This window comes from Paenibacillus sp. GM2 (genome assembly GCF_900069005.2).
Lineage (GTDB): Bacteria > Bacillota > Bacilli > Paenibacillales > Paenibacillaceae > Fontibacillus.
Genome location: NZ_LN831279.1, coordinates 1,756,566 through 1,770,828 on the forward strand (window position 1 = coordinate 1,756,566; position 14,263 = coordinate 1,770,828).

12 protein-coding genes and 1 pseudogene are annotated in these 14,263 nt (G+C 50.3%); all 13 read left to right on the forward strand.

From position 1 onward, the window contains the following. The 13 genes and pseudogenes from BN1360_RS17670 to moaA all read left to right on the forward strand — a co-directional run bounded on the left by BN1360_RS17670 (nucleotide 1) and on the right by moaA (nucleotide 14,255). Entirely contained in the window at nucleotides 1–1,251 is a 1,251-nt protein-coding gene (locus tag BN1360_RS17670) for a sensor histidine kinase (RefSeq protein WP_068781169.1), read from the forward strand. Nucleotides 1,252–1,271: 20 nt separating this feature from the next. Continuing rightward, complete coding sequence (locus tag BN1360_RS17675; RefSeq protein ID WP_068781170.1) at nucleotides 1,272–1,925, forward strand: response regulator; 654 nt, start codon at nucleotides 1,272–1,274, stop codon at nucleotides 1,923–1,925. Then, the gene (locus BN1360_RS17680) at nucleotides 1,918–2,811 is read left to right on the forward strand and encodes a hypothetical protein (RefSeq protein WP_068781171.1); all 894 of its coding nucleotides are present in this window, start codon (nucleotides 1,918–1,920) and stop codon (nucleotides 2,809–2,811) included. The genes BN1360_RS17675 and BN1360_RS17680 overlap by 8 nt, the downstream gene beginning before the upstream one ends. Before the next feature lie 123 nt (nucleotides 2,812–2,934). Continuing rightward, the gene (locus tag BN1360_RS17685; RefSeq protein WP_068781172.1) at nucleotides 2,935–4,467 is read left to right on the forward strand and encodes a nitrate/nitrite transporter; all 1,533 of its coding nucleotides are present in this window, start codon (nucleotides 2,935–2,937) and stop codon (nucleotides 4,465–4,467) included. Nucleotides 4,468–4,592: 125 nt separating this feature from the next. Further along, a complete protein-coding gene (locus BN1360_RS17690) occupies nucleotides 4,593–8,273 on the forward strand; it encodes a nitrate reductase subunit alpha (protein ID WP_068781173.1) in 3,681 nt (1,226 codons plus the stop codon). Continuing rightward, nucleotides 8,263–9,732: a nitrate reductase subunit beta gene (gene narH, locus BN1360_RS17695; RefSeq protein WP_068781174.1), complete on the forward strand. Its 1,470-nt coding sequence runs from the start codon at nucleotides 8,263–8,265 to the stop codon at nucleotides 9,730–9,732. The genes BN1360_RS17690 and narH overlap by 11 nt, the downstream gene beginning before the upstream one ends. Before the next feature lie 33 nt (nucleotides 9,733–9,765). Next, on the forward strand, nucleotides 9,766–10,425 hold the full coding sequence (narJ, locus tag BN1360_RS17700; protein WP_068781175.1) for a nitrate reductase molybdenum cofactor assembly chaperone: 660 nt from the start codon (nucleotides 9,766–9,768) through the stop codon (nucleotides 10,423–10,425). After that, nucleotides 10,425–11,105, forward strand: a complete 681-nt coding sequence (narI, locus tag BN1360_RS17705; RefSeq protein WP_068781176.1) for a respiratory nitrate reductase subunit gamma — start codon at nucleotides 10,425–10,427, stop codon at nucleotides 11,103–11,105. Before narJ ends, narI begins: the two co-directional genes overlap by 1 nt. 21 nt (nucleotides 11,106–11,126) lie before the next feature. Beyond that, entirely contained in the window at nucleotides 11,127–12,158 is a 1,032-nt protein-coding gene (locus tag BN1360_RS17710; protein WP_068781177.1) for a ThiF family adenylyltransferase, read from the forward strand. 95 nt (nucleotides 12,159–12,253) lie between these two features. Next, nucleotides 12,254–12,433: a MoaD/ThiS family protein gene (locus BN1360_RS17715; protein WP_229521139.1), complete on the forward strand. Its 180-nt coding sequence runs from the start codon at nucleotides 12,254–12,256 to the stop codon at nucleotides 12,431–12,433. Beyond that, nucleotides 12,420–12,710, forward strand: a pseudogene (locus BN1360_RS17720) (cyclic pyranopterin monophosphate synthase MoaC); the annotation flags it as partial. The gene BN1360_RS17715 and the pseudogene BN1360_RS17720, both read left to right, overlap by 14 nt. Nucleotides 12,711–12,736: 26 nt before the next feature. Beyond that, nucleotides 12,737–13,270: a molybdenum cofactor biosynthesis protein MoaE gene (locus BN1360_RS17725; protein WP_068781179.1), complete on the forward strand. Its 534-nt coding sequence runs from the start codon at nucleotides 12,737–12,739 to the stop codon at nucleotides 13,268–13,270. Continuing rightward, nucleotides 13,245–14,255 carry a GTP 3',8-cyclase MoaA gene (moaA, locus tag BN1360_RS17730; protein WP_068781180.1) on the forward strand — a complete coding sequence of 337 codons (1,011 nt, stop codon included), beginning with the start codon at nucleotides 13,245–13,247 and terminating at the stop codon, nucleotides 14,253–14,255. Before BN1360_RS17725 ends, moaA begins: the two co-directional genes overlap by 26 nt. The last annotated feature ends 8 nt before the right edge of the window (nucleotides 14,256–14,263 follow it).

Sequence of the window (14,263 nt, forward strand, 5' to 3'; positions counted from 1 at the left end):
TTGTTATCCACGTTTCAGAGAACCAAAGCATTTGCGAAATTCATGGTGAAGAACGGGATCTTAACCCTGAGCACCACCTTGATTATCGTATTTGCGATTCGCGCCGTCCTTCATGAGGAGAGTCGAGGCTGGCCGGAATATGTGCCGGTTTTTTTGTTTGTATTGATGATTACCACGATGTTTTTCTTTATTATTTATTGGCAGAGCCACAAGCTCCGCTCCGAGCAGGAACTGCTCTCGAATGTCTTCAAGCATAGTCCGGATGGAATTCTGGTGCTGGATCATGCCCTAAATATTGTTCGAATGAACCCTGTTGCCGGTCAGATGATCCATATGGATCATGAGTCGGTTTCGATCAATTTCTGCAATCTATGTTCGAATTATCCGGGGTTAAACAAGATTTGTTCCTACCAAAAATGTTTTATTACGTTGCCTAACCAACAGGCTGTGGAATTGCAATTGACGACGCCAAGCGGTTTGACAAAGTCGCTTAATGCCAGCGTCTCGAAATATCGGGATCCCATGTATGGCCAGTTGAACATTATTCGTATACAAGAAGTGGAGGAACAGCGTCAGGAAGAACAGCATCAGATAGCCAAAATGATTACCCACTCTATTTTGTCCGCGCAAGAAAATGAACGCAAACGCATCTCAAGAGAGCTGCACGACGGAATTGGTCAGTCCTTGTACAGTATTTTGATTCAGACAGAGATGCTGAAAGCTTCACTTGAGTCGGAGGAGACTGACGCAGCAGAAAAACCCCTGGATGCTTTGCAGGCATCCATTCGTCATACCATTGAAGATATTCGTGATTTGTCCGTTGAATTGCGACCTTCTGCGCTTGATGATATCGGCCTTGTGGCGGCACTTCGCAACTATGTGAGGTTATATGGGCAGAAATTCGGAATTCAAGTGTTGTTCACAATTGAAGGAGACAGCGGGCGGTTGCCAGCAGCGCATGAAATTGCTTTTTACCGCATCGTTCAAGAGGCGCTTACCAATGCTGCGAAATATTCGCATACCGAAGTCGTCGATGTCAGATTAAAGCTGCTGCCGAGGTTCGCTGAGCTGCATATTCGCGATTATGGAATCGGATTTATGCTGACAACCGAATTGCGTCAAGGCGTTGGACTCTATAGTATGGAGGAGCGCGTCAATATTCTGGGCGGAGAATTCGATATTCAATCGACACCGGGACAAGGAACAGCGATTCAAGTCAAGGTGCCCATTGGCGACCAACACGCTATGTAAACAAAGAGGATGTGTATACGATGGATATCAAAGTGTTAATTGTCGACGATCACGCGGTTGTTCGCAGTGGACTTCGTGCTGTTCTGGATACGAAACCGGGGATTCAGGTCGTGGGAGAAGCAGCGGATGGCATATCTTGCATGAAGGCAGCCTTTGAACTGCATCCTGATCTTGTACTTATGGATTTAAGCATGCCCAATGGTCGCGATGGACTATATACGACAAGCGAACTGCTGCAATCGATGCCGGAGGTCAAGGTCATCATTCTTACGATGCACGATGATGAGCAGTACTTATTTCGCGCGCTGAGAGCAGGCGCTTCCGGTTATATTCTCAAATCGGCCCCAATCTCGGAACTTGTGACGGCCATTACGCAGGTTCATCAAGGACTGGTTTATTTGCATCCGACAGCAACGAAAAAAGTCATCGAAGGTTACTTGCAAGCCCAGACAAGGGAAACAAAGGACGCGTTCGAGACATTAACCGAACGGGAAAAAGAAATTTTGACTCTTGTTGCGAAAGGCTACACCAATAAAGAGGCTGCTGACCTGCTAACGATCAGCGTGAAGACGATTGAGAACCATAAGGCCAATATTATGGAAAAGCTCCAATTAAATAATCGACGGGAACTGATGAAATTCGCATATAGAAGGGGGTTGCTCGATTTTGATTAATGAAAGCGATCAACCGCTGACGATTCAGCAGCAAATTCAACTGGAATTGCAGCAGCTGAAGTCAGACATGGCGCTTGATTTTGTCGCCGTGGCACTGGCTGATGCCAATTACCGGGATATATACTGGAAAATTGCACTTGGCGCCAATTCAGAGCGTTACAAGAAAATCACGGTGCGAATGGGCAACGGAATGGCAGGGAAGGTATTGCAAGCCAGACGCCCTCATGTGGTGACCTCCTTTCCTGAAGAAGTGCAGGATGAGGTGTTGGAATATCCTATTTTCCTCGTGGAATCATTACGTTCTGGCGTAGGGGTCTCGGTAGACTCGGGACGGATCGAACAGAAGGAATCTTACGGCGTCCTGCTCGTAGGTCAGCGGGAGAAGAGGCTATTCAGCCGGCAGGAGATTGAGCGTGTGGAACAAGCAGCCTCCATACTGGCAGCATTATATGACAGCATCACGATCCAGCCTTTGTCAGAGGTTATGCACAGCAAGGTGGAGATGCTTCAATCAAGCCCGCTGCTTAAGCATTTACGGAATTTTCGTGCTCAAGGGGTCACCTGTGAACTGCTGGACCAGCGTATTACGCGATTGCCCGATGAGCGCCAAGAGCAGATCGCAACGATTCTCGAACTGCTCGTATGCCGCTGTATCCAATCCCATGCGGCAGCGAAGATTGTGCTGGGACAGGACGATAGGGGGCATACGTTGGTTGAATATGAATGCGAAGGAGTCTGCCATTTATCCCGGGAGTTGTTTAACCCCGTTCAGGAACAGCTCATCGCATTGAAATGCAACTTGGAAATTATGGTGGAAGAACGACAACAGTCCGTGCGCTTTACCATACCCACGCGATTATTATTGGATGAATTGAATTGGAACTAAATAGCTTAAGTCCGAGATGGGGAATTTCCTAGAAAGCAAATGAGGGAATTCCCCAATTTTTTTCGTGACAGTCTCCACGGATAATGATCGATAGGTAGTCGATTTCACGAGGAGGAATAAGCAATGAAACGATCCAAAGCGATATTACCCTTGCAAACGTTAAGTCTGATTCTCGGATTTGCGGTATGGGGCATCTTGTCATCATTAATTGTATTTATTAAAGACGGTATTTCACTAACACCGGGACAGCTATCTTTAGTCACGGCGGTCCCGGTTGTCCTGGGTTCGATTCTGAGGATTCCGTTCGGCTATTGGACCAATAAATACGGGGCGCGCAACATGTTTATGATCAGCTTCATCTTGCTGCTCGCTCCTGTATTCTACATCAGTCAAGCCAAGAGCTTCCCGGATCTGATTATAGGCGGGTTGTTCTTAGGGATCTCCGGTGCAACATTCTCCGTAGGGGTAACCTCTTTACCCAAATATTATCCCCAAGAAAGACATGGGTTCGTTAACGGGATTTACGGACTGGGGAACTTGGGCTCGGCGCTAAGCACATTTTTCGCCCCGGTCTTGGCGACACAGATCGGATGGCGTTCGACAGTTCAGGCCTATTTGATTCTGCTCGCGATCTTTGCCCTTGCCAACTTCTTCATAGGCGATCGGAAGGAAACGAAGCTCAATACCCGATTGATGGAGCAAATTAAAGGCATCTATAGAAATGAAAAACTGTGGCTGATTTGCTTCTTTTACTTCATTACGTTCGGGGCCTTCGTAGCGTTCACCGTCTTCTTGCCCAACCATCTGGTGAATACCTTCGGGATCAGTAAAGTCGATGCGGGTCTACGTACCGCCGGGTTCGTAACTCTCGCTACCTTTATGCGGCCGGTGGGAGGATGGCTTGGGGATAAGCTCAATCCATTTAAAATACTGCTGTTCGTATTCAGCGGACTTACGATCGGCGGCATTTTGCTCGCTTTCTCCCCGTCGATTCCGCTCTTCACTATGGGTTGTCTGTTAATCGGTTTATGCGCGGGATTGGGTAACGGTACGATCTTCAAATTGGTTCCGCTTTACTTCGCGAAGCAATCCGGGATTGCGAACGGGTTGATATCGGCGCTGGGCGGATTGGGCGGATTCTTCCCGCCGCTTATGTTATCCTTGCTATTTGCGATGACAGGTCACTATGCGATCGGATTCATGGCGTTGGCAATGGTCGCGCTGTGCAGCGTGCTTCTTGTTCTCTACATGTATTGGCAGGATCGCGTGAAATTAGCGGAACAAATTGTACGAGGTACATCGCAAGCCGTATTGGTTACTAATTCCAAAGGGCTGATTCTAACCGTCAATCCGGCGTTCACAGAAATTACGGGCTACCCCAGTGAGGCTGCTATTGGCCAGAAGCCAGGCTTCTTGAAATCCGGAAAGCATGATAATACCTTCTATGAAGCTATGTGGAGGCAGCTTGGAATAGAAAACGCATGGTCTGGCAACATCTGGAACAAAAAGCAAAATGGCGAATTGTATTTGCAGCATCTGACCATTAACGGGATCAAAAATGATGTTGGTGAGACAAATTATTATGTCGGCGTGTTCAGTGAAATCGACCCTGTGGATATTCAGAACCAATCCCGCAATCACGCAGTGAATCTATAGAGCGCAAGTCATTTCAATGATCGATATCGGGAAATCCCTACTGTGAAATGAGGGAGTTCCCCCCTCTTATCGACCAGCCCCAGCCTCTACAATAGAAATATCATAAGGCGCAAGGAGCTGGAAAGATGAACAAGACCAATCCGCTAATCCAAAAGCTGAAATTTTTCCGTAAGCGCGAGACGAATGCGGAAGGGTGGAGCGAAGAATCCACAGCCGATCGTTCTTGGGAGAATATGTATCGGAACCGCTGGCAGCATGATAAGGTTGTTCGCTCAACCCATGGCGTGAACTGTACAGGTTCATGCAGTTGGAAAATTTTCGTGAAAGACGGGATTGTGACGTGGGAGACACAGCAAACGGATTACCCGACGACAGGACCGGACATGCCGGAATTCGAGCCGCGCGGCTGTCCGCGTGGAGCCAGCTTTTCCTGGTACCTCTATAGTCCGCTGCGTGTGAAATATCCCTATATTCGTGGCAAGCTGCTGAATCTATGGCGTGAAGCGAAGAGCCGGCATCCCGATCCCGTTGCAGCGTGGAAATCTATCGTACAGGACGACAACAAAAAATTGACATATAAATCGGCTCGCGGGAAAGGCGGCATGGTTCGCGCGACTTGGGACGAGGTATCCGAGATCATCTCCGCTTCCATGATCCACACGATCCGGCAATATGGTCCGGACCGCATCATCGGGTTCTCCCCGATCCCGGCTATGTCGATGGTAAGCTATGCCGCGGGCTCACGGTTCTTATCCCTCATCGGTTCGCCGCTGCTCAGCTTTTACGACTGGTATGCCGATTTGCCGCCGGCCTCGCCGCAAATATGGGGAGACCAGACAGATGTTCCTGAGAGCAGCGACTGGTACAACTCGAGTTACTTGCTCGTATGGGGTTCAAATCTGCCGATGACAAGAACTCCGGATGCACATTTCATGACGGAAGCTCGTTACCGCGGAACCAAAGTCGTATCGATCAGTCCGGACTATGCGGAATTCGTAAAGTTCGCCGATAAATGGCTTGCAGCGAAGCAAGGAACGGATGGCGCACTCGCTATGGCGATGGGGCATGTCATCCTCAACGAGTTCTATGTGAAGCAAAGTACTTCGTATTTTGAAAATTATTCGAAGAAGTATACCGATTTTCCATTCCTCGTACTGCTCCAGGAGCAAGATGGCGTATTCACAGCCGATCGGTTCCTCACGGCAAACGATCTTGGAATCGATACAAATAACAAGGAATGGAAGACGGTTCTCATAGATGAGAAATCCGGTGAACTTCGCATTCCTAATGGTACGATCGGCTCCCGTTGGGGGGAAGAGGGCACATGGAATCTGGAAATGGTCGACACGTTCACAGCTGAAGAAATTGTACCCCAGCTCGGACTTAGGGATTCTGCTGAGGGCCGGCTTGAGATCAAGCTTCCTTATTTCGCCGACGAAGGCAAATCCGCGATTTCCAGGCGCATCCCTTACCGTACCGTTACGGGGGTAGGGGGCGCGGAATACCGCGTCACAACTGTGTTCGATCTTATGCTCGCCCAGTATGGCGTCGATCCGACCATTGGAAGCGACTACGATGACGCGAACATCGCATATACCCCCGCATGGCAGGAGCCAATTACGGGCGTTGACCGTGCATCCGTCATTCAGATTGCGAGAGAATTCGCGCAGAATGCAGTAGACAGCGAAGGACGATCGATGATCATCGTCGGGGCAGGCATTAACCACTGGTACAACTCGGATACGATTTATCGCAGCGTGCTGAACCTCGTCTTAATGACAGGCTGTCAAGGGGTCAATGGCGGCGGCTGGGCGCATTACGTCGGACAGGAGAAATTGCGTCCTGCAGAAGGCTGGGCGAATGTTGCCTTTGCAAGAGACTGGACCCTGCCGCCACGACAGCAAAATGGAACATCCTTTTTCTATTTTGCAACGAATCAATGGAGATTCGAATCCAATCCGGTGGATGGACATACGTCAGCCCTGGTCGACAAAGCGCGTTATGCGCATTATGCAGATTACAATGTGATGGCCGCACGCTTGGGCTGGCTGCCGTCTTATCCGCAGTTCAATGCGAACTCCATTGAAGTGGCGAACAAAGCGGCCGCGCAGGGGGTTGATACCCCCGAGGCGATTGCGAGCTATGTTGCGGCTCAGCTCAAGAATCGGGAATTGCAGTTCGCGATCGAAGATCCCGATGCCGAGGTGAATCATCCGAAAGTGATGTTTGTCTGGCGCGCAAATTTGATCTCCAGCTCGGGGAAAGGGCATGAATATTTCTTAAAATACTTACTTGGTGCGCATAACGGCTTATTAAATGATGATGCGGATACGATCCGTCCCGAGGAGATAAAATGGCATGAACAGGCGGCAGAGGGCAAGCTTGATCTCATGGTGGATATCGATTTCCGCATGTCCGGAACCGCCGTGTATTCGGATATCGTCCTGCCAGCGGCTACCTGGTATGAGAAGAGCGATCTCTCGTCGACGGATATGCATCCGTTCATTCATCCATTTAATCCGGCGGTGCCGCCATTATGGGAATCGAAGTCCGATTGGGAGACGTTCAAGACGATTGCCAGGACCTTCTCCGATATGGCAGCAACGCAATTTGATGCGCCGCAGCGCGATATTGTCGCCGTACCTTTGCAGCATGATACGCCGGATGAGCTGGCGCAGCCTTTCGGTAAGATCCTCGACTGGAGCAAGGGAGAGATCGAAGCGATCCCAGGCAAGACAATGCCGAAATTCGTAGTCGTTGAGCGGGATTATGCCGAGGTGTATAAGAAAATGACGGCGCTTGGGCCGAATATTAAAGATAAGCCTTACGGCATCAAAGGGATGAACTGGTCAGCGGCCGATGAATACGAGCTGATGAAAAAAGTGAACGGCGTTGTCGATGAGCCCGGGATCAGCGAGGGCTGTCCGAAGCTCTTCACGGATCGACACATGGCGGAAGCGATACTCACTCTGTCTTCGACGAGCAACGGAAAAATGGCCGTCAAAGCATGGCAGGCATTGGAGAAGAAAACCGCGCTTCAACTCAAGGATTTGGCAGAGGACCGCATCGAAGAACGCTTCACCTTCAATGAGATTACAACACAGCCGAAGACGGTCATTACTTCACCCGCCTTCAGTGGCTCCGAGCAGCACGGACGCCGGTATTCGCCATTTACGACCAATGTGGAACGTTTGATTCCATATCGAACGTTAACCGGGCGTCAGCATTACTTCCTGGATCATGAGATGCTCACCGAATTTGGCGAGAATATGGCGGTCTACAAACCGACGATGAAGCATGCGCCATTCCATACGAACAAGAAGCGCCCGGCGGCGAAGGGGAAGGAGATCGTCCTGAACTTTATGACTCCGCATAGCAAATGGTCGATTCATAGTATGTATTTCGACTCCTTGCCGATGCTTACGCTGTTCCGCGGCGGCCCCACCGTCTGGATCAATAAGGACGATGCCGCCGCTGCGGAGGTCGAGGATAACGATTGGATCGAATGCTTTAATCAAAATGGCGCTGTTGTTGCCCGTGCAGTGGTTACCCACCGGATGCCGCGCGGTATGGCTTATATGCACCATGCACAGGATCGGACGATTAACGTGCCTGCCACCGATGTGACAACAACGCGCGGTGGAACGCATAACAGCCCGACCCGGATTCATGTGAAGCCGACCCATATGATCGGCGGATATGCGCAGTTGAGCTATGGATTCAACTACTATGGACCAACAGGGAATCAACGGGATCTATATGTCGTGATTCGCAAACTTGAGGAGGTGAATTGGCTTGAGGATTAAAGCGCAAATCGGGATGGTCATGAACTTGGATAAATGTATTGGATGCCACACCTGCTCGGTTACGTGCAAGAACACATGGACAAACCGTAAAGGCGCGGAATACATGTGGTTCAACAATGTTGAGACCAAGCCGGGCATCGGGTACCCCAAGCAATGGGAGGATCAAGCCAAGTATAAAGGCGGTTGGATGCTCAAGAACGGCAAGCTGGAGCTGCGCTCCGGCAGCCGCGCCAACCGATTGAAGAATATATTCCACAATCCGGATCAACCGACGATCGATGAATACTACGAACCGTGGGACTATGATTACGAGAAGCTTCAGCAAAGTCCGGAACGCAAGCATCAGCCCGTAGCTCGTCCGAAATCCCAAATTACAGGCGAATATATGAATTTGGAATGGGGACCGAACTGGGAAGATGACCTTGCGGGGGTTCATGAGTCAGGTTACCGCGATCCGAATATGGCGGGCATCGAAGAGGCGGTGCGAATGGAATTCGAGCAGGTGTTCATGATGTATTTGCCACGAATTTGCGAGCATTGCATCAATCCCTCCTGTGTCTCGAGCTGCCCATCCGGTGCGATGTATAAGCGTGACGAGGACGGAATTGTGCTCGTCGATCAGAACGCCTGCCGGTCATGGCGGTTCTGCGTATCCAGCTGTCCGTACAAGAAAGTCTACTTCAACTGGCAGACGAATAAAGCCGAAAAATGTACCTTGTGCTTCCCGCGAATTGAACAGGGATTGCCCACGATATGTTCCGAAACCTGCGTAGGGCGCATTCGTTACCTGGGCGTCATGTTCTACGATGCAGATCGGGTGGAAGCAGCGGCTTCCGTGACTGATGAGCAGGAACTCTACGAGTCGCAGCTGGATATTTTCCTCGATCCGAAGGACCCTGAGGTAATTGCTGCCGCACGCGCAGCGAATATTCCCGAAGATTGGATTGAGCACGCGCAGCGTTCGCCAATCTATAAAATGGCGGTCGATTGGAAAATCGCGCTTCCGCTGCATCCGGAATACCGGACATTGCCGATGGTCTGGTATGTTCCGCCGCTTAGCCCGATCACGAACATGGTGGAAGGCAAAGGGGCGACAGCGACGCCGGACGATATTTTCCCGGCGATTGATGATATGCGAATTCCCGTACAATACCTCGCAAACCTGCTCTCTGCGGGCGATACCGAAGTGATTACTCGCGTGTTGAAGAAGATGGCTGTCATGCGTTCCCATATGCGTTCGCTTAACCTGAACAAGTCGCCTGACCTTGTATTACTGGAGCAATTTGGGATGACCGCCAAAGACACAGAGGAAATGTACCGCCTCTTGGCCATTGCGAAGTACGAGGATCGCTTTGTCATACCGTCGGCGCATCGTGAGGAATTCGCGGATCTCTATTCCGAGCAAGGTGCTTGCGGATTTACGAATATGATGGGCGGCCCGGGGCCTTGCGGCGGTTAACAGCCTGCTACTCATCAAAAAAGGAGGTTGGATATGAAGGAGTTTACGCGGCGTTCCAGTTGGATGCTATTCTCGCAGCTATTGCAGTATCCGGATGTTACATGGCAAGACACGGCGGATGAGATGTATGTGAATTGGTGCCATTTGATCCAGGATGAGCAAGCGGAGTCGGCAAAGTCCCTGCAAGAGCTCGCGGGTCAGTGTCTTGTTGAATTCGCAGGAATGGATGCGGAGGCCATTACAGCGGCTTATGTGAAGACCTTTGATTTTAGCAAAAAGGCGAATTTGTATTTGACTTACGCACAGCTTGGGGATGATCGAGAACGCGGTCCGGCATTATTAAAGTTAAAGCAAGTGTACGAGGAAGAAGAGATCGTTCTCGACACGGATGAATTGCCGGATTATTTACCTCTGGTATTGGAATATGTGGCAATCGCAAACGAAGAGAGGGGCATGGGCCTCCTCGTTTCGTTCCGCAAAGCGTTAGTGAGTATCCGGGATGCGCTGCACCATGCAGGCAGTCCCTATCGACATGTACTTGATGCGATATTGCTTACCCTGGATCAATCGGGCATAACAGAGGGGTCCTTTGATATGACGGCATTTGTTGGTTGCGGAAGTACGCCATCCTCACTTGGATGCGGACCGATGTGGGCCGCTGCCGGGTACGGCAACGTAGGGGGGAATGCGTAATGTCATGGGGAAGCCAGTTCCTCTGGGTTATCTATCCCTATATGATTCTTATTATTTTCCTGGTCGGTCTCTACTATCGTTACCAGACGGATCAGTTCGGTTGGACGGCAAAATCGAGCGAAATGCTCGAGAAGAAGAAGCTTCGTTGGGGAAGCAATCTATTTCATGTCGGGATCATGTTTGTCTTTTTTGGCCATGTCGGTGGGATTCTGATTCCGAAGTCATGGCTTGAAGCGATTGGTGTCTCGGATCATCTGTATCATGCGATGGCGCTATGGATTGGCTCAGCAGCAGGGCTGATGACGCTCATCGGATGTATCATTCTTGTGATCCGCCGCTTCTCCGATGTGCGAATTCGTAGAACGAGCAGCTTTGGCGACATGCTGTCGATTATTCTGCTTACGCTCATTATCGTGGTAGGTATGGCATCGACGCTGTTCAATATGACGGATCGCTCTGGCTTTGATTACCGGGAGACGATCGGGCCCTGGCTACGCGGGGTAATGCGATTTATGCCCGATTATACATTAATGAACACCGTGCCATGGATCTTCAAGATTCATATTATTCTCGGCCTGGCTTTATTTGCTGTTTTTCCTTTTACGAGACTCGTACACATGCTAAGCTTGCCGATCAAATATCTATCACGCAGCTATGTGGTATATCGTAAACGAAAGTAATCCTTGATAAGGGGGTGACCCATGTCATACGATCGGTACAGCAGACAACAGAACTTTGCTCCAATCGGCCCGGCAGGTCAGCAAGAATTATCGGCAAAGCATGTTCTGATCCTTGGAGCGGGGGCGCTGGGCGCCGGGAATGCGGAGCTCCTGGCACGCTCAGGCGTCGGAACGATCACCATCATCGATCGTGACTATGTGGAATGGAGCAATCTCCAGCGGCAGTCGCTCTACTGCGAACAGGATGCGATAGATCAATTGCCCAAAGCTGTAGCGGCGGCGAAGCGTCTCCGACAGATCAATTCAGAGATTACCGTGCATGCACAGGTCATGGATTGCACAGCCATTGAGCTTAGTGCGCTGCTGGATAACAGGAAGGTAGATTTGATGCTTGATGCCGCGGACAATTTCCCAATACGATATATCCTGAACGATGTCGCCTATCGATATAAAATTCCGTGGATTTACGGTGCCTGTTCGGGCAGTTATGGTGCAGTGTGCGGCTTCATACCAGGACAGACCCCTTGTCTGCACTGTGTATTGGAACGGATGCCGATCGGTTCGGCATCATGTGATCGCGAGGGAATTATTGCGCCGGCGGTGCAGATGGTCGTTGCGATGCAATCGGCAGAAGCGCTGAAATGGTTGTCTGGAAACCCTGCGCGAATGTCGAATCGATATACCGTCTTTGATCTCTGGTCGAACATACAGCAATCGATTCAGATCAATAGAGCCGTGAAGCAGCAGGCCTGTCCCACCTGCGGGGCACAACCAAGCTATCCTTATCTGAAGTCGGAGTCAGCGATGAGAACAGAAGTGTTATGCGGTCGATCCTCCGTCTGGGTTCGTTATCCACGCCAAGAGCCTTTGGATTTGAATCTGGTAGCCTCCAAGGCTCTGCAGTTGCATGCCGTTGTGCATCTGAATCCTTATCTGCTTCAAATTCAAGAGGGCGGATATCGCCTCGTTATTTTCCAAGATGGTAGAGCCCTAATTCATGGCACCTCAGATCCGCTTGAAGCCAAAAAACGGTATTATAGGTACTTAATCTAATTAATTTCTTATGATATAAAATAAGGGGGTGTGAACTTAAACTTATGAAAATATTATGTTTCGCCCATTTGAGTGAACAGCTAGGAACGTCCAGCATGGAAATAGAGCTGGGGCCAATCTCGGCAGCAGATTTCATCGCTGAGCTGAAGCTTCGCTATCCGGCTCTGCTGCTCGATCATGTCATGATTGCGGTTAATGAACAATTTGTCGAACCGACCTCTGTCATAGCGGCAAATGACACGGTCGCATTGCTCCCCCCGGTTAGTGGCGGTTAAGACGGCGGATCTCATTCCTATGTGCCATCCGCTTCCGCTCACGGGGGTTGATATTACGTTCGAGGTTGAAGATGCGCAGACGATATCTTTTCGTATACAGGTCAAGACGACAGGGGTGACGGGGGTCGAGATGGAAGCTTTAACGGCGGCCCAAACCGTGGGGCTCACGATTTATGACATGTGCAAAGCGTTTGATAAAGATAGGGTGCTGGGTCCGGCTTACTTGGAACAAAAGCAAGGCGGCAAAAGCGGGGATTATGTCCGTTATAATATGTAAGGCGCGTGTAGTTAGGAGAGGAACCTATGAATAGCTCGATGTATGTGATTACAGATCAACCGATCGTGCCGGAGGAAGTTTCGAATAAAGTGAAGCGGAGGGAAGCCGGGGCAATCACGTTATTCCTTGGCACGGTGCGTGAATGGACCTATGGCCAACGAACGATATTCCTCGAATATGAAGCCTACCTGACCATGGCGCTCGCACAAATGGAGCAGATCGGGCACGAGGTCCGTGAACGCTGGGCAGATACCGTCGTTGCTGTGACGCATCGCGTAGGCCGATTAGAGATATCGGATATCGCCGTCGTGATCGCCGTCTCCTCACCGCATCGCAAAGCGGCCTATGAAGCGAATGAATACGTCATTGAACGAATCAAGCAGATGGTTCCCATCTGGAAAAAAGAACATGGGGAAGATGACGCCGAGTGGATTGGCGATCAACTCAATCGGCAGGTCTATCCTGACGGACGGCCATTATTAGCAGAGATGCGGAAGGAAGACCAGAAGGAACTTCGGAAAGGAGTGTCGAACAATGAACATTCCCCGCTTAATCGATAATTATGGCCGAGAGCATCATTATTTGCGGATATCAGTGACCGATCGCTGCAATTTGCGCTGCGTTTACTGTATGCCCGAAGAAGGAATGGAGTTCGAGCCTGCGGAGAAAATTCTGACGTTCAAAGAAATCACCGAAGTCGTACGTGTCGTAGCAGGGATGGGGATTCGTAAAATCCGCTTAACGGGCGGCGAGCCTTTGGTTCGAAAAAACCTTGAACAGTTAGTGGCAATGATTGCGCAGATCCCCGAGATTGAGGATATCTCGCTGACGACAAACGGCATGTTCCTTGCGGCCAAAGCGTCAGCTTTGAAGGAAGCTGGGCTTACACGCGTGAACATCAGTATGGACTCGCTTCAGCCGGATCGGTTCAAGCTGATTACGCGCGGGGGTGATGTCCGGAAGGTGCTGGATAGCATCGATGCTTGTGTGGAGGCTGGCCTCCGCCCCATCAAATTGAATGTGGTGCTGATGAGAGGATTAAACGATGATGAAATCGCGGAATTTATCCGATTAACACGGGATCGGGACATCCATATCCGGTTCATTGAGTATATGCCGATTGGACATAGCGATGCGACGTGGAAGAACTTGTACTTGCCGCTCTCCCGGGTGAGGGAGGTCTGTGCTGAGCAGCGATGGGATTATGGCCCGGTGGCAACGGTTCAAGGAAATGGCCCTTCGGAGAATTACCGTCTGGACGGGGCGCTTGGGAGCTTTGGATTGATCCATCCGGTTAGCGAGCATTTCTGCCAGTCTTGCAACCGGCTAAGGCTTACCGCTGACGGTTATATCAAGCCATGTCTAGCCTGGACGGAACAATTCCATGTCCGGCGTGTTATCGGGGATGATAAGGCAATACGGCAAATGTTTCTGGATGCTCTCGGTACCAAGCCTGAGAATCATGAAATGTCACATTTCTTGAACGATGATCTAGCGATTACACACACGCCTACTGCGCGTAGAATGTCACAAATTGGTGGATAAGGAGAGAT